The 24977-nt window shown below is 66.4% G+C and carries 25 protein-coding genes and 1 pseudogene; 14 read left to right on the top strand and 12 right to left on the bottom strand.

What is annotated here, in order from left to right; translation table 11 throughout:
• Window positions 1–2: 2 nt before the first annotated feature.
• Window positions 3–920 (bottom strand): LysR family transcriptional regulator, encoded by a 918-nt coding sequence (locus tag AP428_RS25355; protein ID WP_012338845.1) that lies wholly within the window; start codon window positions 918–920, stop codon window positions 3–5.
• Window positions 921–1063: 143 nt separating this feature from the next.
• Here AP428_RS25355 and AP428_RS25350 point away from each other — a divergent pair, with 143 nt between their 5' ends.
• From AP428_RS25350 to AP428_RS25320, 8 genes are all read left to right on the top strand, one after another.
• Entirely contained in the window at window positions 1064–2287 is a 1224-nt protein-coding gene (locus AP428_RS25350) for a Zn-dependent hydrolase (protein ID WP_011548447.1), read from the top strand.
• A 121-nt stretch (window positions 2288–2408) separates the two neighbouring features.
• Window positions 2409–2876, top strand: coding sequence for a cupin domain-containing protein (locus tag AP428_RS25345; protein WP_006488377.1), 468 nt, complete (start codon window positions 2409–2411; stop codon window positions 2874–2876).
• Window positions 2877–3130: 254 nt separating this feature from the next.
• On the top strand, window positions 3131–3511 hold the full coding sequence (locus AP428_RS25340) for a hypothetical protein (protein WP_011548446.1): 381 nt from the start codon (window positions 3131–3133) through the stop codon (window positions 3509–3511).
• Between the two features lie 331 nt (window positions 3512–3842).
• Window positions 3843–6302: a GH92 family glycosyl hydrolase gene (locus AP428_RS25335; RefSeq protein ID WP_011548445.1), complete on the top strand. Its 2460-nt coding sequence runs from the start codon at window positions 3843–3845 to the stop codon at window positions 6300–6302.
• A 65-nt stretch (window positions 6303–6367) separates the two neighbouring features.
• Window positions 6368–9037 (top strand): GH92 family glycosyl hydrolase, encoded by a 2670-nt coding sequence (locus AP428_RS25330; RefSeq protein WP_054928396.1) that lies wholly within the window; start codon window positions 6368–6370, stop codon window positions 9035–9037.
• Between the two features lie 362 nt (window positions 9038–9399).
• Window positions 9400–9618: an AbrB/MazE/SpoVT family DNA-binding domain-containing protein gene (locus AP428_RS35830; RefSeq protein WP_011548443.1), complete on the top strand. Its 219-nt coding sequence runs from the start codon at window positions 9400–9402 to the stop codon at window positions 9616–9618.
• Window positions 9618–10037 carry a PIN domain-containing protein gene (locus AP428_RS25325; RefSeq protein WP_011694472.1) on the top strand — a complete coding sequence of 140 codons (420 nt, stop codon included), beginning with the start codon at window positions 9618–9620 and terminating at the stop codon, window positions 10035–10037. Before AP428_RS35830 ends, AP428_RS25325 begins: the two co-directional genes overlap by 1 nt.
• Before the next feature lie 184 nt (window positions 10038–10221).
• The gene (locus AP428_RS25320; protein WP_011548441.1) at window positions 10222–11043 is read left to right on the top strand and encodes an SDR family NAD(P)-dependent oxidoreductase; all 822 of its coding nucleotides are present in this window, start codon (window positions 10222–10224) and stop codon (window positions 11041–11043) included.
• An 87-nt stretch (window positions 11044–11130) separates the two neighbouring features.
• On the opposite strand, the gene surE is transcribed toward AP428_RS25320, so the two are convergent.
• The 3 genes from surE to AP428_RS25305 form a co-directional block, all read right to left on the bottom strand.
• Window positions 11131–11910, bottom strand: coding sequence for a 5'/3'-nucleotidase SurE (gene surE / locus AP428_RS25315; protein WP_011548440.1), 780 nt, complete (start codon window positions 11908–11910; stop codon window positions 11131–11133).
• A gap of 191 nt (window positions 11911–12101) precedes the next feature.
• On the bottom strand, window positions 12102–12410 hold the full coding sequence (locus tag AP428_RS25310) for an AzlD family protein (protein WP_011548439.1): 309 nt from the start codon (window positions 12408–12410) through the stop codon (window positions 12102–12104).
• A complete protein-coding gene (locus AP428_RS25305) occupies window positions 12403–13137 on the bottom strand; it encodes an AzlC family ABC transporter permease (protein ID WP_011548438.1) in 735 nt (244 codons plus the stop codon). The genes AP428_RS25310 and AP428_RS25305 overlap by 8 nt, the downstream gene beginning before the upstream one ends.
• Before the next feature lie 125 nt (window positions 13138–13262).
• Between AP428_RS25305 and AP428_RS25300 the strand changes: the two genes are divergently transcribed.
• The 3 genes from AP428_RS25300 (at window position 13263) to AP428_RS25290 (ending at window position 15355) form a co-directional block, all read left to right on the top strand.
• Window positions 13263–13721, top strand: coding sequence for an Lrp/AsnC family transcriptional regulator (locus AP428_RS25300; RefSeq protein WP_006486309.1), 459 nt, complete (start codon window positions 13263–13265; stop codon window positions 13719–13721).
• A gap of 235 nt (window positions 13722–13956) precedes the next feature.
• Entirely contained in the window at window positions 13957–14526 is a 570-nt protein-coding gene (locus tag AP428_RS25295) for a hypothetical protein (protein WP_011548437.1), read from the top strand.
• Between the two features lie 148 nt (window positions 14527–14674).
• Window positions 14675–15355, top strand: a complete 681-nt coding sequence (locus AP428_RS25290) for a YebB family permuted papain-like enzyme (RefSeq protein WP_011548436.1) — start codon at window positions 14675–14677, stop codon at window positions 15353–15355.
• Window positions 15356–15409: 54 nt separating this feature from the next.
• Here the strand turns inward: AP428_RS25290 and AP428_RS25285 are convergent, their stop codons facing one another.
• The 5 genes and pseudogenes from AP428_RS25285 to AP428_RS25265 form a co-directional block, all read right to left on the bottom strand.
• Window positions 15410–16042, bottom strand: coding sequence for a LysE family translocator (locus AP428_RS25285; protein ID WP_011548435.1), 633 nt, complete (start codon window positions 16040–16042; stop codon window positions 15410–15412).
• 142 nt (window positions 16043–16184) lie between these two features.
• On the bottom strand, window positions 16185–17054 hold the full coding sequence (locus AP428_RS25280) for a PASTA domain-containing protein (protein WP_011548434.1): 870 nt from the start codon (window positions 17052–17054) through the stop codon (window positions 16185–16187).
• Window positions 17055–17160: 106 nt separating this feature from the next.
• Window positions 17161–17493, bottom strand: a complete 333-nt coding sequence (locus AP428_RS25275) for a DUF2322 family protein (RefSeq protein ID WP_041489425.1) — start codon at window positions 17491–17493, stop codon at window positions 17161–17163.
• A 53-nt stretch (window positions 17494–17546) separates the two neighbouring features.
• A pseudogene (locus AP428_RS25270) lies at window positions 17547–18919 on the bottom strand (MFS transporter).
• Between the two features lie 22 nt (window positions 18920–18941).
• Window positions 18942–19643 (bottom strand): flavin reductase family protein, encoded by a 702-nt coding sequence (locus AP428_RS25265; protein ID WP_027812970.1) that lies wholly within the window; start codon window positions 19641–19643, stop codon window positions 18942–18944.
• A gap of 210 nt (window positions 19644–19853) precedes the next feature.
• On the opposite strand from AP428_RS25265, the gene AP428_RS25260 reads away from it, so the two are divergent.
• Both AP428_RS25260 and AP428_RS25255 read left to right on the top strand, forming a co-directional pair.
• Entirely contained in the window at window positions 19854–20180 is a 327-nt protein-coding gene (locus AP428_RS25260) for a thioredoxin family protein (protein ID WP_006485487.1), read from the top strand.
• 10 nt (window positions 20181–20190) lie between these two features.
• Complete coding sequence (locus tag AP428_RS25255; RefSeq protein WP_011548430.1) at window positions 20191–20610, top strand: secondary thiamine-phosphate synthase enzyme YjbQ; 420 nt, start codon at window positions 20191–20193, stop codon at window positions 20608–20610.
• Window positions 20611–20648: 38 nt separating this feature from the next.
• On the opposite strand, the gene atsR is transcribed toward AP428_RS25255, so the two are convergent.
• From atsR to AP428_RS25240, 3 genes are all read right to left on the bottom strand, one after another.
• A complete protein-coding gene (atsR, locus tag AP428_RS25250; RefSeq protein ID WP_011548429.1) occupies window positions 20649–22481 on the bottom strand; it encodes a hybrid sensor histidine kinase/response regulator AtsR in 1833 nt (610 codons plus the stop codon).
• A gap of 1 nt (window position 22482) precedes the next feature.
• A complete protein-coding gene (locus tag AP428_RS25245; RefSeq protein WP_011548428.1) occupies window positions 22483–22986 on the bottom strand; it encodes a molybdopterin-dependent oxidoreductase in 504 nt (167 codons plus the stop codon).
• Window positions 22987–23048: 62 nt separating this feature from the next.
• The gene (locus AP428_RS25240; RefSeq protein WP_011548427.1) at window positions 23049–23921 is read right to left on the bottom strand and encodes a helix-turn-helix domain-containing protein; all 873 of its coding nucleotides are present in this window, start codon (window positions 23919–23921) and stop codon (window positions 23049–23051) included.
• Between the two features lie 362 nt (window positions 23922–24283).
• Between AP428_RS25240 and AP428_RS25235 the strand changes: the two genes are divergently transcribed.
• The gene (locus tag AP428_RS25235) at window positions 24284–24871 is read left to right on the top strand and encodes a tetratricopeptide repeat protein (RefSeq protein ID WP_011548426.1); all 588 of its coding nucleotides are present in this window, start codon (window positions 24284–24286) and stop codon (window positions 24869–24871) included.
• Window positions 24872–24977: the final 106 nt, after the last annotated feature.

Here is a 24977-nt window from a genome sequence, read left to right as displayed (position 1 = left end):
CGTCACGCGTCGTCCGCGGCCGACACGGTTGCAGACGCACCTTTCAGGCACTCGATGAAGTGGAGCGCGGCCGGCGTCAGCAACGCATGCCGCCGCATCACGATCGCGACTGTCAGCGCCGGCATCGGCTCGGCGAGATTCAACGCGACGATCCCGCGCGACTGGCGTTCGACCTCGGCGAGCGGCCGCGCGAACACGCCGAGCGCATCCGTCTGCGACACGAGCCCGAGCGTCGCGGCAAACGACGGGCAGTGCACCACGCGTTTCGGCACGTCGAGGCCGAATGGCATGAAGATCGAGCGGATCAGGTCGTCGCCGCCTTCGCCGTAGCGCGGCACGCACCAGTGCGCATCGACGAGCTCGCGCAACGAGCGGGCCCGCGCGAGCCGATGCCGGCTTCGCGCGACGACCGCGAACGCCGTGCGGAACAATGGAATGCTCGCGAATTCGTCCGGGTCCGGCAGCGCGTTCGACAGTTGGTGCGTGACGATGAAGTCGAGCGAGCCGTCGCGCAGCCGCGCGAGGTCCGTCGCGGTCAGTGCATCGTCGACGTTCAGCGTCGCGCCGGGCAGGTCGCGCGTGAAGGCCGCGAACGCGCGCGGCAGGATCGTCAACGCGACGGTCGGGCTGACCGCGATCGATACCGAGCCGGTCGTGCCCAGCCGCAACTGCTCGATCTCGTCGCGCGTGCGCTGGATCTCCTCGACGATCAGCCGCGCGCGAATCGCGAATGCGCTGCCGTAATCGGTCAGCGCGATCCCCTTGACGCTGCGCACGACGAGCGGCACGCCCAGCTCGTGTTCGAGCTCGCGCACGATGCCGCTGACGGCCGGCTGCGTGACGCCGAGCGCACGCGCCGCACCGCGAATGGTGCGATGCTCGGCGACCGCGAGAAACGCATCGAGTTGCTTGAGCTTCATGGGCGATCGATCCAGTGAGAAAGAAGGCACGGGGGCCGGGCGGAACGCCGAGTGACAAGTAAAAATTATCATCAACAACGAAATCTTGGATTTTTCTTATTGGGTCGAGTGTATATGCTCGGTGCTTTTCAGGAGCGGCGACGATGATGCGCGTGAACCAGCAGAGACTGTGGGATTCGCTCATGGAGATGGCGACGATCGGCGCGACCGCGCACGGCGGCAGTTGCCGGCTCGCGCTGAGTGACGACGATGCGCAAGGCCGGCGCCGCTTCATCGCCTGGTGCGAGGCCGCGGGCTGCGAGATCCGCATCGATCCGATCGGCAACGTGTTCGCGCGCCGGCCCGGCACGCAGCCCGGCTTGCCGGCCGTGATGTGCGGCAGCCATCTCGACACCCAGCCGCTCGGCGGCCGCTTCGACGGCGTCTATGGCGTGCTCGCGGGCCTCGAGGCGATCCGCACGCTGAACGAGCACGGCATCGCGACGCGGCACCCGATCGACGTCGTCGCGTGGACCAATGAGGAGGGCTCGCGCTTCACGCCGGGCATGATGGGCTCGGCCGTCTATGCGGGCGCGCTCGATCTCGACTATGCACTGGCGCGCCCGTGCATGCAGACGGGCGTGCTGCTGCGCGACGAACTCGAGCGCACCGGTTTCGCCGGCCCCGCGCGCGAGCGACAGATGCCGAAAGCGTATTTCGAAGCGCATATCGAGCAGGGGCCGGTGCTGGAGCAGGCCGGCTTGCCGATCGGCGTCGTGACGGGGGTGCAGGGCATCTACGAGCTCGACGTCACGGTTACCGGCTTCGAGTCGCATGCGGGCACGACGCCGATGAGCGTGCGCCGCGACGCGATGGGCGTGGCGGCCGCGATGATCGCCGCGATCGTCGAGCACGGCCATGCGTTCGATGCCGACGCGCGCGTGACCGTCGGCCATGTCGCGTGCGAGCCGAATTCACCGAGCACGATACCGGGCAAGGTGCGCTTCAGCGTCGACGTGCGCCACCCGTCGCGGCCGGCGTTGCAGCAACTCGTCGCCGATATCGAGGCAATCTGCATGGAGCGCACCGCGCTGCGTGGCACGTGCGTGCAGGTGCAGACGATCGCCGAATACGCGCCGGTGGTGTTCGATGCGGACTGCGTCGTGCGCGTGCGGCAGGCGACGGCCGCCGCCGGCTATCCATACCTGGAGATGTGCAGCGGCGCGGGGCACGACGCGGTGAACCTGTCATACGTCGCGCCGTCCGCGATGGTGTTCGTGCCGTGCAAGGCCGGGCTCAGCCACAACGAAGCGGAAGATGCCGATCCGGTACACCTCGCGCAAGGCGCGGCGGTGCTGGCGAACCTGCTGGCCGATTGCGCGCGTTGACTGCGTCGCCGGGTGCGGTTCGGCGCGCCCTTGCCAGCGTGAAAATGTCGGACAATGGCTGCTGCGCGCGCCGCGCCGGCGCCGTGCGTTCAACCGAAGCATTCACGCTTGCGAGATCCCCATGTCGACTCCCTTTCCCCGGGAACTGCTGAAGGCCGCCGATATCGCGAAGATGGAACCGACGCGCGCGGTGCATTCGCTCAATCCCAATGCCGTTCGTCTCAAGCGACCGCTCAGCGACCTGACCGGGCTGACGCAATTCGGCGTGCACCTGCTCACGCTGATGCCCGGCCACGAATCGGCCGAATATCACCGCCACCTGTACGAAGAGGAATTCGTGTACGTGCTGTCCGGCACCGGCGCGGTGACGATCGGCGAGCACGCCAGTGAAATCGGCCCCGGCGATTTCATCGGCTTTCCGCGCGGCGGCGACGCGCATACGGTGCAGAACACTGGCGATGCGCCGCTGGAACTGCTCGTCGGCGGCCAGCGGCTCGAGCACGACGTGTGCGAATACCCGCGCATCGGCAAGCGGCTTTATATCGCGGGCGAGCTCGAGGAGTATGTCGAGCTGCCGAAACAGCCGTGACGGCCGGTTGCACGTCATTTTCCGAGCAAGCTGTTCGTACAAAGTGCGCGCGGGAATTACCGCGGACAGATAGTGCGTGCACATCGAATACTCGGTGAATGTCCCGATCTCGGACGAGTGAGACGATACCCGTCGCCGGCGTATGCATCGCGAAGCCACGAAGGTCGTAAACGTGGCCGCGCGAGATGCGCGATTCGTGCGCCGAATGCTCTTGATTTCAATGGAATGGTTGCCGTCGGCTGCTGCCTATATCGATGCGTCAGATACCTTTTCTTGCTTTTGCCCTTTCGGCCCTTGTGCCCGGTCTGGTGTGGTCGTATTGGGCCGATGATCCCGGGTCGCTCAAATACTCCATCCCAATCGCCTACCTGGGCACGGCAGCGTTTGCCATTCCACAATATCTGCTGGTCACGAAATACTGGCGCGTTTCGATGATTTCATCGTGCCTGTGTGGCAGCATCACGGGGTTGTTGACCTGGATTGCCACTTATTTGATTTGCACCGCGATCTGGGATGACGATGTTTTCAAGGCCGGTGTGGCGGTCGTTCTCGGGTTCATGGCGTTCGTGGGCCTCGGGGCACTGGCGGGCTTCGTGTTCTGGCTCATGCATCGTTGGCAGCGATCCGAACGATGAATTTGCTCCTCGCGAGTGGGGGCGACGACGGATTCCGTATAAAAATCGAATCAATCGCTTTTTGTTTAGATAAACAAAATAAAAATTCGTAAAAACACGGGGTAGAGAAAACGCGTTTATTTGGGCACGCTGGTGCCCATTGTCCGTTTCTGAGTACCGGTATTTCGATAGGTCGGTGCATCTTTTTCGGATACCAGAATGCGGAAATAAATACGCGCCCGGCATTTTCGACCGATTGCGCGGGTGCGCGAAAAGTCACGAAAAGAGTCCTGATAGAAAGCTCAGTAGTTCGAACAAACGGCTTGATTCAAGAACGAAACGGAGACAGGCGATGTCGAGGAACTGGGGGTTGGGAACGGCGCTGCTGGCGCTGTGCGTGGCCGTGGCTTCCTGCGGCGGAGATGGCGATTCGCCGTCGGCCGTGGCAGCGAACATGTCGACGTCCGCGCAGTCGCAGGGCAATGAGAACGGCAACGGCGGCAACGATAACGAAAGCGGCAACGGCAGCGAAGCGGCAAGGAAAAACGCCGACGTCCGCGTCGTCCAATACGTCAACCCGCTGATCGGCACCGACTACGCGACCGACCAGCCGGCCGACCCGGTCGGCTCGGGTCTCGGCGGCGGCACGTTCCCCGGGCCGACGGTGCCGTTCGGGATGATGCAGTGGAGCCCGATGACGCCCACCGCGCAATACGACGGGCGCAAGGGCGACGGCTCCGGTTTCTCCGGCGGCTACTGGTACGGCGACGCGTCGATCAACGCATTCAGCATCCTGCATCTGAGTGGTACCGGCTGCTGGGCGAACGGCGGCTACCTGAACGTGATGCCGCAGCTCGCGCCCGGCGACGCCGGCACGCCGGCCACGTTCGATCACACGAACGAAACCGCGCAGGCCGGCTATTACGGCGTCACGCTCGGCAACGGCATCAAGGCCGAGCTGACGGCGACGTTGCGCACCGGCTTCGCGCGCTTCACGTACCCGGCGCTCGCGCAGGGCCAGCAGGCGACGATCGCGATCGATCCGACCGTGCTGAACAACCGCGCCCAAGGCACGACGAGCGACACGGTCAGCCAGGTCGGCGACCGCGCGCTGTCGGGCACGATCGCGGGCGGCGGATTTTGCTGGGCCGGACATGCGGTGCCCGTCTACTACTACGCGGAATTCAGCCAGCCGTTCGCGGCCAAGCCTGCGCTGTCGAACAACCGCCCCGTCACGCTGACGTTCAACGTCGACAGCAAGCATCCGGACGTGATGATGAAGCTCGGCATCTCGTTCGTCAGCGAAGCGAACGCGAAGGCGAACCTGCGTGCGGAGAATCCGGAAACGGATGCGCAAGGCGAACGGAACTGGCGTTTCGACAAGGTGCGCCGCGCGGCGAGCGCCGCATGGAACGCCCGCCTGAACGCGATCCAGGTCGCGGGCGGCAGCGATGCCGACAAGACCAAGTTCTATACCGCGCTGTATCACGCGTCGCTGCATCCGAACGTGTTCAACGACGTGAACGGCCAGTATCCGGATTTCTACGCGTCGAACGGCGCATCGACCGCGCCGACGCGTCAGGTCGAAAACGGCCGCACGATGTACGCGAATTTCTCCGGATGGGACATCGACCGTTCGTTTATCCAGTTGCAGGCGCTGCTCGATCCGGTGCGCACCAGCGACATCGTGCAGTCGCTCGTGCTTGATGCGAAGGCCTGCGGCGCGTTCCCGCGCTGGGCGTACTTCAATACGGAGACGGCCGTGATGCCCGGCGATGCGGGCTCGATCATCACGGCGAACGCGTATGCGTTCGGCGCGACGCACTTCGATACGCAGGCCGCGCTGTCGATCATGAAGGCCAGCACCGCGCCGGGCGCCGCGTGCGCGGGCACGCCGGTGATGGGCAGCCGCGCGGACTACGACCGGCTCGGCTACGTGCCCGCATCGGGCAGCGGCGACAACCAGACCGCGTCGAACACGCTCGAATACGCCCTGCGCGATTTCGCGGTGTCGCGCTTCGCGACGGCGCTTGGCGACACGGCGACGGCCGGCGCGCTGCTGAAGTCGAGCGGCAACTGGCAACACCTGTTCGATCGCGGCGCGATCCGGCCCAAGACGTCGGCCGGCGCGTGGATCACCGACGGGTCGGGCTTTATGGAAGGCAATGCCGAGCAATACACGTGGTACGTGCCGCACGATCTCGCCGGCGTGATCGCGCAGGCGGGCGGCGCCACGCCGGTCGTCAAGCGGCTCGACACGTTCTTCACTCACCTGAACATCGGCACCGAGCAGCCGTATTTCTACGTCGGCAACGAAGTGACGATGGCCGTGCCGTGGGTCTACGCGTGGGCCGGCGCGCCGTCGCATACGCAGCGCGTGCTGCACGCTTCGCTCGCCAACGCGTTTGGCCCCGGCGCGGCGGGGCTGCCCGGCAACGACGATCTCGGCGCACTGTCCGGCTGGTACGTGTGGGCCGCGCTCGGTCTCTACCCGGTCGTGCCGGGCGTGAGCGGCGTTGCGCTGTCGAGCCCGCAGTTCGAGGCGATCACGGTGCGCGTCGGGCAGCAGGACGGCAGCTACCGCCTGCTGCACATCGCCGCGCCGGGCGCGGGTTCGGGCGACGGCGCGTCGTTCTACGTGAAGTCGCTGAAGCTGAACGGCACGTCGTGGCCCGCCGCGTGGCTGCCGCTCGAGCACATCGCGAAGGGCGGGAAGCTTACGTACGCGATGACGGCGGATGCGAGCGCCGCGACGTGGGGCGCCGATGCATCTGCGATGCCGTCGTTCCCGCGGGCGGCGGGCGCGCAGTAGGGCGGGAGGATCGAAGAGCGGTTCTTGCCGACAGGATCGACGCGGAGAGAGGGAGGGACGAACGGATGAAGCTACGTCACGTGGTGGGTATCGGGTGCCTTGCCGTGTTGTCGGGGTGCGGGGGCGATCAGGGGGCGACAGATGCGAGCGTGCTCGCGCAGATGTCGAACGCACCGGGCAACCAGAAAGATCAAGGCAACCAGAACGACCAGGGCGATCAGAACGATCAGGGGGAAAACGGCGGCGCGCACAAGCGATCGGTGCTGCGCAGCGTCGATCCGATGATCGGCACGGCCAACCTCGACATCAACGCGGACTGGAGCAGCGGCGTGCGCGGCCACGGCCACGTGTATCCGGGCGCGACCGTGCCGTTCAGCATGGTGCAGCTCGGGCCGGACACGACCGGCGGCGCGCATACGCTGCCGTGGAACTGGGATCGCACGTCGGGCTACCAGTACGACGATCCGTTCATTACCGGTTTCACGCATACGCATCTGTCGGGAACCGGCATCGGCTCGGGCGGTGAAGTGCGGTTCCTGCCGACGCTCGCGCCGGTCGATACCGCGACGCTGGCCAAGGTTGCCGCCGATGCATCGATCACCTACGACGCGTCGTTCAGCCACGACGACGAAACCGCGAGCCCCGGCTACTACCGCGTGAAGCTGGCGCCGGTCGGCAGCGGCAACACGCCGTGGAACGTGCAGGGCGCGAAGATTCTCGCGGAAATGACGGCGACCACGCACGCGGGCGTGCATCGCTACACGTACTTCCCGAGCGCGGCGACGCAGAAACGCAGCATGATCGTGAGCATCGACAACCCGATCGGTGGCTCGACCGCGAGCGGCAAGATCCAGGTCGTCGACGCGCGGACGATCGCCGGCTGGCAGTTCACCAACAACTGGGCGAACAACAAGCCGACGTATTTCGTCGCGCGGTTCTCGAAGCCGTTCGATACGCAGCACGTCGCGTTCAGCGCGGACGGCTTCAAGGCGTACCTGACGTTCGCCGACGGCGGCGACGGCGGCGACGGCGGCGCGGTCGCGGTGAAGGTCGGCATCTCGCCGTCGAGCATCACGGATGCGCAGGCCAATCTCGCGTCGGAAGTCGGCGCGAAGTCGTTCGACCAGGTGCGCGGCGCGGCGGAGCGCGCGTGGAGCGCCGCGCTCGATCGGGTCCGGATCAAGGGCGGCAGCGCCGACCAGCGGACGATGTTCTACACGTCGCTGTACCGCACGATGCTCGCGCCGACGGTCTACAACAACGCGGACGGCAGCTACGTCGGCATGGATTCGTCGAACGACGGCACGACGTCGCCGCCGACCACCAGCAAGCATGCGAACCCGGGCTTCGACTATTCGTCGACGTTCTCGCTGTGGGACACGTTCCGCGCCGAGGCGCCGCTCATGACGCTGGTGCAGCCCGAGCGCGTCGACGGCTGGGTCAAGTCGCTGCTGACGCAGTTCGCGCAGAACGGCAAGGGCGAACTGCCGGTGTGGCCGCTCGCGCAAACGGAAACCTTCACGATGGCTGGCCACCCGTCGATTCCGATGATCGCGGATGCGTACCTGAAGCACCTGACGAGCGCGGGCATCGACGACATCTGGACCGCGTTGACGACCACGCAGCGCGCGAGCGCGCACGGCTTCGACCAGTATCGCCAGCGCGGCTACGTCTATGCGGGCGACAACGCGTCGGTGTCGACCACGCAGGATTATGCGTTCGACGACTGGGCGACGGCCGCGGTCGGCAAGGCGGCCGGCAAGAGCACGGCCGACTACCAGCCTTATCTGACGCGCAGCCAGAACTACCGGAACGTGTTCAACCCGGCGCCGAACAACGGCTGGAAATTCTCGCAGCCGAAGGATGCGCAGGGCAACTGGGTCGCGGGCTTCGATCCGACGGCCGCCGAAAAGACCGACTTCTCCGAATCGAATTCGTGGGTCGACACGTGGAACATCTTCCACGACTTCCCGGGATTGATCACGCTGCTCGGCGGCAAAAGCCAGTTCATCGCGCAGCTCGACCGCACGTTCGATCCGGCCAACCCGCTGACCTTCCAGTACAACCAGGGCTTCCCGGACCTGACCGGCCGCAGCGGCCAGTTCTTCGCGGGCAACGAACCGGCGAACCACCTGCCGTACCTGTACGACGTCACCGGCATGCCGTCGAAGACGCAGGACCGCGTGCGCACGGTGATGGACGACATGTACTCGCTGACGCTCACGGCCGGCGATCGTGCATTGCTGAGCGGCGACAGCCTGAAGGCCGCGCTGAACGATCCGCGACGCGTGCGCGATGCGGCGATTCCCGGCAACGACGACTGCGGCCAGTTGTCCGCGTGGTACGTGCTGTCCGCGCTCGGCATCTATTCGCTGAATCCCGTGGGCGGCGTGTTCTATTTCGGCACGCCGCTGTTCGAGGAGGTGTCGATCGACATCCCGATGGCATCAGGCAGCAGCGCCGGCGGCGCGTTGAAGTTCGGCGGTGCGCGACGCTTCACGATCACCGCGCATACGGCGTCGGGCGCCGCACCGTCGTCGGTCAATCGCTACGTGCAGTCGGTCAGCCTGAACGGCACGCCGCTGCATCGGCCATACATCACCTATGACGAGATGAAGGCGGGCGGCAGGCTCGATTTCGTGATGGGCTCGACGCCGAACGATGCGTGGGTCGGCCAGTGGAACGGCCAGGATCCGAACAGTGCGCTCGCGCCGGCGCTGGCGTTGATCAACTAGTCGGCAGGGACGCCGTAACAAGGTCGCCTTGATTTCGGCGCACATTTGCCGGATTCCGGCAGTACGCCGAGCCCGGCGAGAAGACGGGCCGCAGAGCAACGCGGTCGCTACCTGTACGGGGAACGGTGACGGCAACCGGCCGCACGCCAAGTGTCGACACACCGTCGCGCCGCTTGCGCTCGACTAATGCGGCTTCGCTGTTTGGGGACGTATCAAGTTGACTGACTCGCCGTCACTTGGGTTTCGAGTGGAGCGGTCAGTAGCGGCTTCACCCTTTGACCGGTTTGCCTCTCGCTCACCACTACCGCTATTGCGAAGATGGGCAAATTGCCTTACAATTAATTGAAAAGTAAGGAGATATCGTGTTCGAAGCCACACTTACAAGCAAGGGGCAACTTACATTGCCGGCCGGCATCCGGCATGCGCTTGGCCTCGCCGCAGGCGTGCGGATTGTCTTCACACCACTGGATGACGGTACGGTCATTTTGCGCGCCAAAACCCGCAGCCTGCTTGATTTGCAAGGTGCCCTACCGTCGATCACAAGTGTGCCAATCGATGCCATGGGGATAGGCGACGCTTGATGCCCAGTCTTGATACAAATATTCTGGTGCGTTGGTTGACCAATGACGACGTTGACCAAGTCGCGCATGTCCGTGAGCTGTTTGCCGCTTCGGCTGGACAAGCGGACGCATTCTACATACCGGTAACTGTGATGCTCGAACTCGAATGGGTTCTGCGATCGCGCTATAAATTCGACCGCCAGCAGATCCTGACTGCGCTCACGGCCCTGCTCGAGACGCGGGAACTGAGTTTTGAAGCGGAGGGTGCGCTTGAACGTGCGCTGCACATGTATCGCGAGCATGGCGGGGATTTCGCAGACTGCCTGCACGTCGGTCAGGCTAGTGCAGCTGGTCGGGCACCTCTACTCACGTTCGACGAGCGTGCTGCACGGTTGCCTGGCGCCGAAATTCTTGGTGCGGGGCGAGCGCAGTTGCTATGAGTCCTGCAGGATTGCGGTGATGTCGGCCGTACGTCGCTTAAGAGTCGCAATAGGCAGAACGGGTTCTACTAGAACGTCCTTTTAGGTCCTTCGTGGATGTGATCTTGTCGTTGTCGCCATCACATTCGTGTCCAGTTGCATCGTCGCCTATGATGCGGGAACGCCACTAACTGGGTTCCACGCCATGGACGCGCCGCTGCCGCCGATGTCTGCCCCGATTGCCGAAACGACACCTGAGACCGAAGCCGCCGGCGAGCCGCGCGCGTCGCGCGTGCACCGGCCGGTCGCGCTCGTCACCGGCTCGACGTCGGGAATCGGCGCGGCCGTCGCACGGCGTCTCGCGGCCGACGGCTACGCGGTGATCCTGCATTCGCGCAGCTCGGCCGACACCGGGCGGGCGATGGCACGCGAACTCGGCGGTGCATATGTGCAGGCCGATCTCGCCGACGATGCCGAGCGCGTGCGGCTGATCCGCGATGCGCTCGCCGTGCACGGGCGGCTCGACGTGCTCGTCAACAACGCGGGCGTCAGCCGCGTGATTCCGCATGACGACCTCGCGGCGGCCACACCCGACGTGTGGCGCGAAATGCATGAAATCAACGTGATCGCGCCGTTCCGGCTGGTGGCCGAAGCGGAGGCGGCGCTGCGCGAAGCGGCGTCGCACGGGCGGGCCGGGTGCGTCGTGAACGTTAGCTCGCATGCAGGCATGCGCCCGAAGGGCGCATCGATCCCGTATGCGGCCGCGAAGGCCGCGCTCAATCACACGACACGGCTGCTCGCCCGCACGCTCGCGCCGGCGATTCGCGTCAATGCGGTCGCGCCGGGGCTCGTCGATACGCCGCTGACCGCCGACTGGACGGACGCGCAGCAGCTCTGGCGCGAGCGCGCGCCGATGCGTCGCGCGGCGACGCCGGACGATATCGCGCAGACGGTCGCGATGCTCGTCGCCTCCGATTACGTGACGGGCGAGATCGTGATGCTCGACGGCGGGTTGAATCTGACTTGATGGGGTGACGGGCGACGGCTGACGCGGTGAACCGGCGGCGCGCGCATCGTATGCGCCGCCGCAGGGTTTGTTCGAACGCGCGATCGATCAGCCGAGGTTCGACCGCAGCCGTGCGAGCGCCTGATCGTGCGTGCGCTCGAACTTCAGCGGCGTGACCGCGATATACCCTTCGCCCAGCGCGACCGTTTCCGAACCCGCATCGTCGTCGCGCGGCGCGCGCGCGAGCTTCAGCCAGTGATAGTCGATCTCGCGCGGGTCGCGTCCCGACACGATCTCGACGCCCTGCAGCGTGCCGGCGCCCTGGTTCGTCACCTTCAGGGCGCGTACGTCGTCGGCCGGCCGCGGCGGGAAATTCACGTTGAGGCATGCGTCGCTGTCCCAGCCGGCGGCGACGAGCCGGCGGATCACGTCCGGCGCATGCGCGAGTGCGGTACCCCACGGCACCGCGTTGCGATCGGTGAAGGCCTGGCTCAGCGCGATGGCCGGCACGCCGACGAGCATGCTCGTCATCGCCGCGCCGACCGTACCGGAAAACACCGTTTCGGTGCCGAGGTTCGCGCCGCGATTCACGCCGGACAGCACGACGTCGGGCCGCGCGCCCTTCATCAGGTGGCTGACCGCGATCGCGACGCAGTCGCCGGGCGTGCCGCGCACCGCGAAGCGGCGCTCGCCCTTGCGATGCACGCGCAGCGGTTCGTGCAGGCTCAGCGAATGCGACGTGCCGCTCTGGTCTTCGGCCGGCGCCACGATCCACACTTCGCGCGCGAGTTGCGTGGCGACCTGTTCGAGTATGTCGAGGCCGGGGGCGTCGAATCCGTCGTCGTTGGTGAGCAGGACACGGTCGAACAGCGGGCGGGTTGCTTGCATCGGGACGATCCTCGTGAAAGGCAATGAGCGGGGAAGTGCGGCATGGCGCAAGCCACAAGGCTAGCACTCCGGCGTGAGGATCGTCGTGTCGCGCCCGTGGCGCCGGTCGGCGCGGACGCGAAAACGGGCGCATCGTGCGCCCGTTCGTCGTGTCGTGGAATGTGCGTGCCGGTGTGGCGGGCCGGAACCGTTCAGCCGAGCAGGTAGCGCAGCAGGCCGGCCGACGCGACGCCGACGATGACGGTCGGCAGAATCGACAGGCGCGTCGCCGCAAGCAGCGTGACCGCGAGCGCGAGCAAGTCGGCCGGGCGCGTCGACACGAAGGCCGGCGCGATCACCGAGATCAGCACGCAGCCCGGCACGTTCTCCATCACCGACGCCATTCGCGGGCTCAGTGTGCGGTTGCGCAGCAGCACGTAGCCGAGGATGCGCGACAGGTAGGTGGTCGACGCCATCAGCACGATCGTCGCGACGGTGCCGAAATCCGGAAGCTCAGGCATCGCGCGGCTCCCACAGCAGCGCGGAGATCAGCCCCGCGCAGGCGCCGGCCGCGACGTACCACGCACCGGGCAGCGCGAGATGGGTAGCCGCCGCGACGACGAGGCTCACGAACCACGGACGGCTCGCGCGCACCCCTTTCCACATCCCGCGCAGCAGCACCAGAAACACGGCCGTGAACGCCATGTCGAAGCCGTACTGTTCGACGTTGCCGATCGTCGGGCCGACCGCCGCGCCGAGCGTCGTCATCGAGATCCACGTCAGGTAGAGCCCGATGCAGATGCCCGCGTAATAGGGCACGCTGATGTGCGTGGCCGAGCGCTCGCGCGCGTCGGCGAGCGACATCGCCCAGCTCTCGTCGCACATGAAGAACAGCGCGACGAACGCGTGGCGGCGCGGCAGGCGGCGGATATACGGCTCGAACGCGGCGCCCATCAGGATGTGGCGCGAATTCACGAGAAACGACATCGCGACGATCAGCGCGATGTGCGGCGGCGACGTCCACAGATGGATCGCCGCGAATTCGGAGCCGCCGCCGAAGTTCAGGCCCGTCATCATCGGCACTTCGAACAGGCTCAGCCCTTTCTGCGCGGCCTGCGCGCCCAGCACCAGCGCGAACGGCACGAAACCCAGCATGACGGGCAGCGCCGCGCGCAAACCGCGGCCCATCTCGGCGACATAGGCGGGCTTGTCGCGAAGCCCGGACGACGTTGAAACGCTACTGCTCATCACTCCTCCTTCGGGGGAGGGATTGTCTGCTTTTTTGACTCGAATCGGGTTGCGTTGTCGCCAGATTTTTCCCAAAATTTGGCATTGAACGCGTGATACGCGAATTTTTTGGAATCGGATGCCACATGAAACTTGACGCTATCGACCGCCGGATTCTGAGCGCGCTGCAGCGCGACGGCCGCATGCAGAACGTGGAACTCGCGCACGAGGTCGGGCTGTCGCCGTCGCCGTGCCTGCGGCGCGTGCGGCTCCTCGAGGAAGCCGGCGTGATCGAGAAATACGTGGCCGTGCTGAACCCGGCGAAGGTCGGCAAGGGGCTGACGATCTTCACCCGCGTATGGCTGAAGGGGCAGGACGCGGAATCGGTGAACCGTTTCGCCGAGGCCGTCCAGCAGATGCCGGAAGTCGTCGAATGCCACCTGATGGCCGGCGACTGCGATTTCCTGCTGCGCGTCGTCGCGGCCGACATCGACGATTACCGGCGCTTCCAGATGGAATACCTGACGCGCATCCCCGGCGTGCTCAGCGTGAAGACCGACATTCCGATGCAGAAGGTCAAGCTCACGTCGGCGCTACCCACCTGAAGCGGGGCGACGCGCGGGGCGCGTGACGATGCGTCGACGATGAGCGGCATTGCACGGTGACAATCGCCCGATACACTGACGGAGTGAGTCGCATCGCCTGCATTGCCGGCACGGTCATGCGGTGTTCGATGTGCAAGCAACTAACGGTCAATGCCGACGCGCTCGGCCGAGCGGCGCTGCGTAGCGCGCCGGGTTACGCGTCGACGCGAATGCGTTTTTTCCTGTCAAGCCCTACATGCAGCCATTCAATACGCCGTGGAATTCGCTGGAAATCGTCAAGCTCGTGCTCGGCGTGCTGACGCCGTTGTCGGTCGCGTGTCTCGGCTGGCTCGTCGCGCGCCGGCTGAAGCGGCTCGAGCTCGTGCAGTGGACCAACCAGCGGCTGATCGAGAAGCGGCTCGCGCTGTACGACGCGGTCGCGCCGCAGCTCAATGCGCTGCTGTGCTTCTACACGTGGATCGGCTACTGGAAGGACATCTCGCCGGACGACGTGATCCGCGCGAAGCGCGACCTCGACCGCACGTTCCACATCTACCGCTACCTGTTCGACGACGACGTGTACGACGCGTATCACACGTTCATCCACGCGCTGTTCGAGATGCATACGGGGCCGGGCCGCGACGCGCGGATCCGCTCGCTGATCCAGGCGCCCGACGGCGACCGCAGCGTGCACGGTTCGTATGAATGGAAGCCGGTGTGGTCCGAGCGTTTCTCGACCGCGAATGTCGTGTCGAAGGACGACGTGCTGCGGCATTACACGCGGTTGATGGAGCGGCTGCGCGTGGCGCTGGGTGCGACGCGCTGAAGGGTGCTGGGTTCGGGCGCTTCGCGTGTCACGCCAGTATCGAAATCCGCCACCCGGCGGCGCGGATTCCAGCCCTTGCAGATGAAGCGGATGCGGCGTGCGGCTGCGCCTGCCATGCTCGCGTCATGTCCACTCGCGCGAGGTTCGTATGGTCGTCGACCCGGGCCGCCAGCCGCTTCTGATCCGTTCGCCCGGCGCGCGCCGGCGGCGGCTCCTTTCCGCCGGCGCTCCCGACTCGCTTGCCGAGCCGTTGCCGGCCGAACCGGAAATCGGCGACATCGTCTTCATCCGCGTCACCGTGCGGCCGTTTCTCGAAGTGGCGAGCGCGACGCGTTCATGGACGAATCACGTCGGCATCGTCGTCGGCGAGCGCGGCGGCGAGACGCTGATCGCCGAAAGCACGTTTCCGCTGTCGCGCGTCACGACGATGTCGCGGGTTCTCGCGCGCTCCGATCGCGGCGCATGCGTGATCGCGCGGCTCAGGCAGCCGCTCGACGCCGCGCAGCGTCGCGAACTCGTCGCCGCGGCGATGCGCCGGATCGGTGTGGTCTACGACACGGGTTTCAATCTCGCGTCGCGCCGGCAGTTCTGCTCACGTTTCGTGCGCGAGGTTGTGTGCGATGCGACGCGGATCGTGCTCGGCGACGTCGAGACCTTCGACACGCTGCTGCACCGGAATCCCGATCATCCGCTCGGCTTCTGGAGGATCTGGTATTTCGGCCGGATTCCGTGGCACCGCCGCACGGTGACGCCGGCAAGCATCCTCGATAGCGGTTCGTTGCGCGTGGTGATGGACACGCGTGATTCGGGCACCGGTCGCGACGGCTGACGGCCTCGTGTGTCGTCGGGGCTCGCACGGTTCCGTTCGCGCTGCTGGCTGCCCTCAGTGCCGTCCCGCCATCGCGAGCCGCGCCGCCAGCCCCACGAACACCGACCCCAGCAGATACTGCGGCACCTTCGACGGCCGGCGGCGCGCGCCGATCCGCTGGCTCAGCCGGCTCGCGGACAGAATCACCGCGCCGTTTACGACGAGCCCGATCAGGTTGAGCACCGTCGCCAGCACGAGAATCTGCACGGCGATCGAACCCTGCTCGGGCCGCACGAACTGCGGGAACAGCGCGAGCACGAACAGCGCCATCTTCGGGTTCAGCAGGTTGGTCGTCAGCCCCTGGCGGAAGATCGTCGCGGTCGAGCGGCGACGTTGCGACGCGACCGGCGACAGCGCGGTCGCGTCCGAACGGAACGTTTTCCAGGCGAGATACAGCAGATACGCGGCGCCGGCGAAGCGCACGACGTCATACGCGAGCGGCACCGCGACGAAGAGCTGCGACAGACCGAACGCGGCCGCCAGCGCGTGGCAGTAGGTGCCGGCCTGAATGCCCGCGAGCGTCGCGAAGCCGGCGCGCCGGCCCTGGCTCACGCTGCGGGACGCGATCAGCAACATGTCGGGGCCGGGCGTGATGGTCAGCGCGAGACACGCGCCGGAGAACAGCGCGAGCGTGGAGAGGTCGATCATGGCAGTCCCTTTTGCTGGTGCGGCGTAAAAGGGAACTCAGTGTAGGAGGGCGCGCGAGGCCGGTCAATCGAGCGAACGGACGATGGCCTGGCGGCACGGATCGCATGACGCATGCATTGCGCATGCGCCGCCTGCACGCCGTTCACTGCTTGCGACAGGCAACCTGATAGTCGATCACGGTGTTCTCGGAAGGCCGGTCCGGCTCGCCGCCCACCGTCGTCACGCCGAGCACGCCGGCCGCATTCCGGTAGCGCAGCGCGCAATACCCGACGCCGGTGCCCGAGCACGCTTCGGCTTCGATAATGCCGTGCTTCGCGAGCGTTGCAGCCCCGTCCATCGCGTCCGGCTTCTCGCGCGGCCGCAGCGGTTGCCAGCCATGCGCGATCAGTATCTTGCGGGCCGCGTCGAGCGGCTTGCCGTATACGTTCGGCACGACCGCGCGGCCGCTGCAGTGCGTGCTTTCGGCGGCTACGCGGGTCAGCCGCAGGCCGCCGTTTTCCTCGTGCAGCTCGCCGACGGGCGCCCCGGGGCCGTCGCCGCCCCAGACGAGCAGTGCACCGTTTTCCAGACGATCGACCGAGCCGAGCTGCCAGCCTGCCTTGCGCGCCGTGTAGCCGAGCGCGACGAGCGTCGCGCCGTCGAATACGCCGAGGTTGCCGTTGCGCGCGAAACAGATCGCGCTCGTGCCGGCGTTGAATCCGCTCGCGAAGCTCACGACCGTGTAGTGCCCGAGCGGTGCCTCGGATGTCACGATCCAGTCGCGCTTCGCGACTTCGCGGCCGGCCGCCGTGGTCGACTTCGCGCGATATTGCGTGCAGAACGGATCGAGCGAACCGCTTTCAGGCGAGTGCGGCAGCGTGCCGAGCGGCACGAGCGACGCTCCGGCGATATCGGAGGCCGTGCGCAGCGGCTCGGCCGATGCCGTGCCGCCGAACGTGGCGCCGGCAAGTACCGCGATCGAAACGATCGACGCCAGATGCCGGCTGAGCGGTGAGGCAACGGAAGGAAGCACGCTGGTTGTCTCTGGGGAAAGTGGGACGGGCGGGGCAAGCGCTTTTTCGCCGGTCCGCCACGGTCGCGCGCGCCGCCTGGCGGCACGCGTGCGTGTCGCCGCCGACTCAGTCCTTCGCGACGACGTCGATGCGCAGTGCGTCGCCGCCGGCCACGATCGCCAGCAGACGATCGACGTTCGGGTGCGCGCCCGGACGATTGCGCGCGTCGGCCGTATGCTCGGCGAACACCGCGAGGCCGTGCTCGGCCGCTTTCGCGTCGAGCGTGCCGAACGTCTGCTTCAGATAGTGGTACACCGCGAGCGAGCCCTGCTTGCCCGGCTGGTTCTCGATGGTCGCGGCCACGTCGCCGTTCGCGCCGACGAGATCGATGCGCGCGATGCCGTCGATGGCCGGCAGTTGCGCGAGGTTGTCCTTGAATACTTCGGTCGGTTGAATCACTGAAAACACTCCGTCGGTTCGGTCATGGGCCAAGGTGCGTGGCCGGCCGTATCTTATCCGATCGGCCTCGGTGCGCCGGCCCGCGTGCCGGTGCCGGCCGTGCGCCACGCGAGCGCCGCGCCCGCGAGCTGCAGCGTGCTGCCCGTCAGCATCGCGACCCGCAGCCCCGACGCGCCGCCGCCGCACGCGTCGTACAGCGCGCCCAGCAGCGCGACGCCGAAGACCGCGCCGACGGCCGTCGCGGCCAGCGAGCCGACCGCGAGGCCGAGGCCCGTGCCGGTCAGCGCGAGCCCCGCCTCGGCCCACGCGAGCATCGGCGCGTGCGGATTCGTCGACCCGGCCGCGCCGATGCCGATCGCGGCGAGCCCGAGCCCCATCAGCGCGACGCAGCCAGCGCCGGCCGTGCGTGCGCCGACGCGGGCCGCAACGGCACCGGAGCCGAACGACACGAGCGCGAACGGCACCGACATCGGCAGCAGCGCGAGGCCGGCACCGGTGGCATCGAGCACGTGGTGGCTTTGCCATGCGAGCGGCAGCACGAACAGCATCCCGTAGCCGCCGAACGTCATCGCGCCGTTGCCGACCAGCATCCCGCGGAACGCGCGATTCGCGAACAGGTCGAGCGGCACGAGCGCGGCCGTGCCGAGCCGCCGTTCGATCCGCACGAACAGCGCGATCGCGGCCGCGCCGGTCCCGATCAGCAGCGGCGCGCGCAGCGGGTCGTGGCGCGCGTCGATCGTCGCGAATACGACGCAGCCGATCGCGATCGCACCGAGCACCTGGGCGGCCGGATCGAAGCGCCGGCCCCGCGGATCGGCCGATTCCGGCACGACGGCGCTGGCGAGTGCGATCGCGGCGATGCCGAACGGAATCACGACGCCGAAGATGCTGCGCCAGCCGAACGCGTGGATCAGCACGCCGCCGAGCGTCGGGCCGACGATCATCGCGATGCCGCCGCACGCGGCCCAGATGCCGAGCGCGCGTGCGCGTTCGGCCGGATCGCGCCAGAGCACGCGGACGATCGCGAGCGACGCGGGGATCAGCAGCGCGGCGCCCGCGCCGGCGAGCGTGCGGCCCGCGATCAGCACGCCAGCGTCGGCGCGAGCGCGCACACGACCGACGCGCCGCTCAACACCGTCGCGCCGAGCACGAATGCACGCCGCCGGCCGTACAGGTCGTCGATCAGGCCGCCCGTGAGCAGCAGCAGCACCGCATACGCGAGGTTGTACGCGTCGATCACCCACTGCAGCGCGGCGACGCGGGCGCCGAACGCGGCGCCGATCGGTTCGGTCGCGAGATTGACGATCGCCGTGTCGATCTGCGCGATCAGCACGGCGATGCACAGCGCCGGCAGTACGAGGCGGTGCCGGGCCGGCGCGGCGACATCGGCCGCACGGGTGGCAGCAGGGCGGCGTATCGAATTCACAGGCGTTCTCCCGCGCGCTTCATTACCGTGCGCTACCGGCCAGCGTGCCCGCGTCGCGCGAACGCTCGATGTCGGGGCTGCGATACGCGCGTTCGGGAATTTCGGCGAGCCGCGACGGATGCACCTGCCGCGGCGCTAGCCCGTAGAACTTCTGGAAGCTCATGATCAGCGGCGACCACTTGTCCGGATCGATGCGGTCCGGATGACCGTCCATCAGCAGGTCGGGATGCACGTGCACGCGCTGGATGCGCAGCTCGAACACGCGGATGCGGCCGCGCAGGTCGGGCGTGTCGTCGCCGATTCCGTAGGTGGCCGCGACGACCGCCTCCATGTGCACCGGGCATTCGAGCGCGCGCGGCGGCGTGACGGTTTGCGATGCCGCTTCGGTCAGCCCGGCCGTGCCGAACTTGTCCGGTTCGAATACGTAGCCTTTCGCGCGCTTGCCGTCGGGTACCGGGTACGTGCCCGTCGTGCGCGCGATCCGGTCGACCGCGTCCGCCTGCGCCGACGACGGCAGGTTCAGCACGCATTCGCCGGTGCGCAGCAGGTTGCGGGTGGTTTGCGAACTGGCGGCGATGCCGATCACGCCGCGCCAGCCGAGCCAGAACGCGGACGAGATCGGCGCGAGATTGGCCGTGCCGTTTTCGTTCAGCGTGCTGACCAGCACGACGGGCGTGCCGAAGTAGAGGATGTTCGGTTCGGTGACGCAATGCGGCGCATTCATGGTCGAAGCCTCGTTGACGGGATCGGTTCCCATGCTGATCCCGTCGCGGCGATGCGGCGCTCCGATTCTTGTCGTGTCATTCCGGACGATGCGCGCGGACCGCGCCGGCAGCGCGCGGGCTTTTCCGCTACAGTAAGAAATCGAAGGCCGCACGCGCCCGCATCGCGCCGGCGCGTGCAGTCACGTTCCGCCAACGCACACGAGGGCCTGATGGACACCGAGCAACGCTATACCGCCAACGCGCCGACCCGCGCGGAAGTCGACGCACTGGGCGGCGCAACCGTCATCGAATTCGGCGCGAACTGGTGCGGGATCTGCGCAGGCGCGCAGCCTGCGATCACGGCGTCGTTCTCCGCGCATCCTGCCGTGCGGCACCTGAAGATCGAGGACGGCCCCGGCCGTCCGCTCGGCCGCTCGTTCGGCGTGAAGCTGTGGCCGACGCTGGTCTTCCTGCGCGATGGGGTCGAAGTCGCGCGCGTCGTGCGCCCCGCCGATGCGAAACAGATCGAAGCCGACGGCTTCGCCGCGCTGGCCTGAGGTCATGGCGATGCAACAGGCGATTACGCACGTCGGTGTCGATACGCGTGGCAGCGGGCTCGTCGAAGTCACGCCGCAGGTGCGCGCGTTCGTCGACCAGCAGGCGATCCGCACCGGCCTGCTCACCGTGTTCTGCCGCCATACGTCGGCGTCGCTGCTGATCCAGGAGAATGCGGACCCGTCGGTGCAGCGCGATATCGAACGCTATTTCGCGACACTCGCGCCCGAGGATGACACGCGCTATGAACACGACACCGAAGGCGCCGACGACATGCCCGCGCATCTGCGCACGGCGCTCACGCAGGTGCAGTTGTCGATTCCGGTCGAGCACGGACGCATGGTGCTCGGCACGTGGCAGGGGATTTACGTGTTCGAGCATCGCCGCGCGGCGCACCGGCGTGACATCGTGCTGCATCTGATCGGCGAATAAGCGAGCGGACGAGCGGTAGGAAACGCGTGACGCCGCGCTCAGGCGAGCAGCTTCTCGACGAGCGCGCCGAGTTCGCGAAGGTGAACCGGCTTCGGCAGGAACGCGTCGAATACCCGCTGGTTCTCGCGCAGCGCGGCCGATTCATACGCGCTGACGCCGAGGATCGCCGGACGCCGGCCATCGCCATTGCCATTGCCATCGGGTTGCGCCATCGCGCGAATGCGCCGCGCCACGTCGAATCCGCTCAGGTCCGGCAGTTCGAGATCGAGCACGACGAGATCGTAGCGGCCCGTACCGAAGCGCGCGGCGCCTTCCTGCCCGGTGCCGCACAGATCCACCTCGAGGCCGAGCGCCGACAGCATCGCGCCGAGCGTTTCGCGCGCGTTGTCGTTGTCGTCGACTATCAGCGCGCGCCGGCCGCAGTGCGCCGGTACGGGCGGCAGCGCGGGCGCATCGCCTGCCACGGTGCCGGCCGTGTCGACGCCCGGCACTTCGACGGGTAGCGTCACGACGAACTCGCTGCCTTCGCCGACCACGCTGCGCACGTCCACATGCCCGCGCAGCGTCGTCACGATTTCGCGCACGACCGCGAGCCCCATGCCGATCCCGTCCACGTGCAGCCCGACCGCGTCGTTCGCGCGATAGAACGGCTCGAAGATCTTCGACAGATGTTGCTTCGCGATGCCCGCGCCGGTGTCGCGTACGGCGATCCTCACCTGCTGGCCGGCCGGCGCATCGGCGAGCGTGATCGCCACCGTGATCGAGCCGCCGGTCGTGTACTTGACCGAGTTTTCGATCAGGTTCGACAGCACCTGTCGCAGCAGCTTGCGATCTGAGCAGATCGCGAGGCCGGCCGGCTCGACGTGCTGCGTGACCGTGATCCGTTTCGTCGCGATCCTCTCGCGCAGCGGTTCGAGCACTTCGGCAAGCAGCGGCGCGATGCCGACGGTATCGAGTTCGGCGACGCGCTTCGTCGAGCGCAGCTTGATGTAGTCGGTGAGGTCCTTGACGAGCGCCTCCAGCGACAGCGCGGAATTCTGCAGCCGCCGGATCGTCTTCAGGTTCGCATCCGATTGCGGGCGCGCGAGCAGGATCTCGATCGATCCGCAGATCGCCTGCAGCGGCGTGCGCAGCTCGTGGCTGACCATCCCGAGGAACGCGTTCTTCGCCTCGATCATCTCGAACGCGCGGTCGGACGCCTTGCGCTCCGCATCGAGCGCCGCGTTTTGCCGCTCCAGCAGGTCGTCGCGCGTGCGCATCGTATAGAACAGCAGCAGGAACAGCGCGCACAGGATCACGCCGAGCACGATGCCGAGGATCAGGATCGCGCGCTGCTTGTCCTTCAGTTGATGGAACGTGAAATCGCGCTGCGCCATTTCGATCGCGCGGAAGTAGTTCGCGAGGCCGTTGACTTTCGGCCAGTACGCGTTGACTTCGTCGATCACCTGACGCGCCTGCTTCGGCGAGTCGCGCAGTAGCGGCACCTCGCGCTTCAGGCGCGTCATGAATTCGCCGAGCGCGTCGATCTCATTGCGCGCGCGCGGGATGCGCAGCCAGTATTGGGACACTTCCGAGGGCCGCTGCAGGAACCCGAACGACACCGACAGGCTGTCGAGCTGCATCTGCAGGTGATCGAAGTCATCGTCCTCGCGCGTCGCGTAGAGAATCAGCTGGCGATCGAAGCGGGTATACACGTTGCGGTATTGCGCGGCGGTCCAGAACACGCCTTCGCGCGGCCCCTCGAGCACGCCCTCGTTGACCGAGGTGGCGAGGAGATCCCACAGCAGGAACGCCCACGCGGCGAACCCCATGATCCACAGCGAGCCGAGGACCAGGATGATTTTTCTATTTTTCCATCGCCGCCGCGTCATGTCACTTCACGGTCAGACCGATGATCTGCCACGCGAACTTGGCCTCGCCGAGCGGCGTCTTCAGCTCGTCGGGATACTGGTCGCGCGGATACATGATCCACAGCGGGCCGTAGTTGTCGTTGCCGAGCACCTTGCCGTTCATCGTCCGCGCGAGGATCACGCCGTATTTGTCGGCGTCCGACACGGGAATCGTGAACGTGTATTCGTCGATGCAGCGAAATTCGATCTGCGTGCCGTGCGCGCCGACCGTCTTCAGCACGTCGGACAGGCGCGGGCCGGTGAAGGTCGCCTTCGGCGTCCAGCTCGTCGACGTGACGATCGTATGCTGCGGCAGCGCCATCAGCGCCTGCTCGGAAAAGACGTAGGTCATCTTCCCCTGCTGGTTGCTCTTGCTGATCTTGCCGTCGACGGTAAACGTGAACGACGCCGCCGCCCACGCCGCGACGGTCATCCCGAGCAGGCATGCCGTCAGCAGGCTTTTGATCCAGATGGTTGAAACGCGCATGTCTTTCCCTCGGTCTGGTGGTGCGGGTAGCGGGTTGTCGTTCCGGCCGCGGTTTCCGGTTCTCAGTTCGCGGCCGACGCCGCCGGCAGCGTGAGTTTCAGTTCGCGGGCGACTTCCGCGAACAGGATCGGCAGGCGCACCGGCTTTTCTTCGCAGCGCGCGTTGTAGTGCGACACGATGTGCGCGATTTCGTCCTCGCTCGCTTCGCCGGTCGAGATCTTGCCGGTCAGCAGGAAGATCGGCGCGCCGCTGTTCTCGCTCGAGCGGATGCCGCGCACGAGTTCGGCGGCCGTCTGGTCGCCGAGCATCCAGTCGAGGATGTAGCCGTCGAAATCCTCGACCTCCAGCGCCTTGCGGAAGCTCGCGCCGTCGAAGTACGGAATCGCGTTCACGCCTTTCTCGATGAAATATTCACAGACCGTTTCGGCGACGTCGTGCGAATCGTCGACCACGGCGATCCGCGCCGCATACACGTTCGGCTGCGCCGAGCGCAGCTCGATCACGTCGACCGGATACGTGCGGCCCTCGCGCGCGTGCTCGCGCTCGGTGACGATCCATTCGCCCTGCCACTGCAGCGCGACGAAATCCGTTTCGATCTGGCTGGTGGCCTTCGTCGAGATCGCGGCGCGGCAGCGCAAGCGCTTCGACTCGATCACGAATGTCGCGTCGATCATCTCGGCCGCGGCCGGCTGCGTGCCCTTGTCGTCGAGCAGGATCGCGGGCGGCACGCCGAAGTGCGTCGCGATGTCCTGCAACTGCGACAGGTTCCACGGGATCAAGCCCTTCATCTTGCGCGTGACGACCGAGAAACTCAGCCCGAGCACGTTGGCGATCGTCGTGTTGTGACTTCGCGGCGGAATGCCGTTCCGGTTCAGGAGATCGCGCACCTTGTTGGCGGTGATGAGATCGACGTTGGCCTGCTCGGTGGTGGACATCTCGATGGGGTCTCCAGGGTTTTTGGCGAGGGAGAGCATATCAAAACTGACGTGTCACGCAAACTTCAAACACGCCAAGGGCCTTGACATGCCGTTTTTCTCCATTATTATTGCTCACCACGTCACTATTGTTTGTTGCGTCATGTTTGGAGAGCGTTGCTGACCCCGGTCGGGCAGCGAAAATCGGCAGCAATGAAATAGTGATGGAACGATTCGAAGAGAGAACCTGAGAGAGCCTAGGACTGCGTGTCGGCGTTGGCGGATGAAATTGTATCCGCTGCGCCGCGCGCAACCAGGTACGAGCTCACGGGGTGGGATAGCTCGAAGAATTGCGGCGCCAATAAAACTTGAGGAAAGTACCCATGTATCGCCGTCTACTCGCACCGGGGCTGCTGTTGCTGTTGGCCGCGTGCGCGCAAGACCCGTCGGTCACCGCCAGCACGGTACGGATCTGCGACGACACAGGTTGTTCCGATCGCCCTAAAGATCAGGTCTCCTATCAAAAAAGGGACGATGCGGAAGAGCGGGACGATCCGCGCATCGCCGCGCTCAAGCAAACCGCGAAAACCCAGCCGAAGGCCGCCTACGACCTCGGCCTGCGCTATTTCCGCGGCGACGGCGTGCGCCAGGACAGCTATCAGGCGCTCAAGTGGATGCGCGAAGCGGCCGAGCGCGGCGACCTGAACGCGCAGAAGGCGCTCGGCAGTTTCTACCTGTTCGGTCTCGAGGAAATGGGCTCGGATGCGCGCGAAGCGGAGAAGTGGCTGTCGATCGCGGCCGCTCGCGGCGACAAGGAATCGAAAAAGCTGCTCGATCTCGCGCGCAAGGCGAAGAAAGAGGACGAAGAAGACTGGAAATGGCGCACGCAATGGCGTGACACCTATTACGGCTACTGGTACTCGGGCTATCCGTACTACGGCGTCTGGCAGCAGACGTACTGGTACTACTGACCGGGCATCGGGCAACGGGGCAGCCGCGGGGAGACCACCATCGCGCGCCACGCCGGGGGGCTTATCGAAGTTCGCACGGACACATAAGCCGAACAACGACTCTAAT

This window comes from Burkholderia sp. E168m22 (genome assembly GCF_001319805.1).
Taxonomy (GTDB): Bacteria; Pseudomonadota; Gammaproteobacteria; order Burkholderiales; family Burkholderiaceae; genus Burkholderia; species Burkholderia orbicola.
The sequence above is the reverse complement of the archived record's forward strand: the minus strand, read 5'-3'. Positions and strand labels throughout refer to the sequence as shown.

Excerpts from the sequence above, each read along its gene's own strand:
- AP428_RS25300 (WP_006486309.1), top strand. The coding sequence starts at position 13,263 with ATGAAACTTGACGCTATCGACCGCCGGATTCTGAGCGCGCTGCAGCGC.
- AP428_RS25355 (WP_012338845.1), bottom strand. The coding sequence starts at position 920 with ATGAAGCTCAAGCAACTCGATGCGTTTCTCGCGGTCGCCGAGCATCGC.
- AP428_RS25235 (WP_011548426.1), top strand. The coding sequence starts at position 24,284 with ATGTATCGCCGTCTACTCGCACCGGGGCTGCTGTTGCTGTTGGCCGCG.
- AP428_RS25260 (WP_006485487.1), top strand. The coding sequence starts at position 19,854 with ATGGACACCGAGCAACGCTATACCGCCAACGCGCCGACCCGCGCGGAA.
- AP428_RS25350 (WP_011548447.1), top strand. The coding sequence starts at position 1,064 with ATGATGCGCGTGAACCAGCAGAGACTGTGGGATTCGCTCATGGAGATG.
- atsR (WP_011548429.1), bottom strand. The coding sequence starts at position 22,481 with ATGACGCGGCGGCGATGGAAAAATAGAAAAATCATCCTGGTCCTCGGC.
- surE (WP_011548440.1), bottom strand. The coding sequence starts at position 11,910 with ATGCAAGCAACCCGCCCGCTGTTCGACCGTGTCCTGCTCACCAACGAC.
- AP428_RS25345 (WP_006488377.1), top strand. The coding sequence starts at position 2,409 with ATGTCGACTCCCTTTCCCCGGGAACTGCTGAAGGCCGCCGATATCGCG.
- AP428_RS25330 (WP_054928396.1), top strand. The coding sequence starts at position 6,368 with ATGAAGCTACGTCACGTGGTGGGTATCGGGTGCCTTGCCGTGTTGTCG.
- AP428_RS25245 (WP_011548428.1), bottom strand. The coding sequence starts at position 22,986 with ATGCGCGTTTCAACCATCTGGATCAAAAGCCTGCTGACGGCATGCCTG.
- AP428_RS25335 (WP_011548445.1), top strand. The coding sequence starts at position 3,843 with ATGTCGAGGAACTGGGGGTTGGGAACGGCGCTGCTGGCGCTGTGCGTG.
- AP428_RS25255 (WP_011548430.1), top strand. The coding sequence starts at position 20,191 with ATGCAACAGGCGATTACGCACGTCGGTGTCGATACGCGTGGCAGCGGG.
- AP428_RS25290 (WP_011548436.1), top strand. The coding sequence starts at position 14,675 with ATGGTCGTCGACCCGGGCCGCCAGCCGCTTCTGATCCGTTCGCCCGGC.
- AP428_RS25285 (WP_011548435.1), bottom strand. The coding sequence starts at position 16,042 with ATGATCGACCTCTCCACGCTCGCGCTGTTCTCCGGCGCGTGTCTCGCG.
- AP428_RS25310 (WP_011548439.1), bottom strand. The coding sequence starts at position 12,410 with ATGCCTGAGCTTCCGGATTTCGGCACCGTCGCGACGATCGTGCTGATG.
- AP428_RS25325 (WP_011694472.1), top strand. The coding sequence starts at position 9,618 with ATGCCCAGTCTTGATACAAATATTCTGGTGCGTTGGTTGACCAATGAC.
- AP428_RS25240 (WP_011548427.1), bottom strand. The coding sequence starts at position 23,921 with ATGTCCACCACCGAGCAGGCCAACGTCGATCTCATCACCGCCAACAAG.
- AP428_RS25305 (WP_011548438.1), bottom strand. The coding sequence starts at position 13,137 with ATGAGCAGTAGCGTTTCAACGTCGTCCGGGCTTCGCGACAAGCCCGCC.
- AP428_RS25295 (WP_011548437.1), top strand. The coding sequence starts at position 13,957 with ATGCAGCCATTCAATACGCCGTGGAATTCGCTGGAAATCGTCAAGCTC.
- AP428_RS25265 (WP_027812970.1), bottom strand. The coding sequence starts at position 19,643 with ATGAATGCGCCGCATTGCGTCACCGAACCGAACATCCTCTACTTCGGC.
- AP428_RS25320 (WP_011548441.1), top strand. The coding sequence starts at position 10,222 with ATGGACGCGCCGCTGCCGCCGATGTCTGCCCCGATTGCCGAAACGACA.
- AP428_RS25340 (WP_011548446.1), top strand. The coding sequence starts at position 3,131 with ATGCGTCAGATACCTTTTCTTGCTTTTGCCCTTTCGGCCCTTGTGCCC.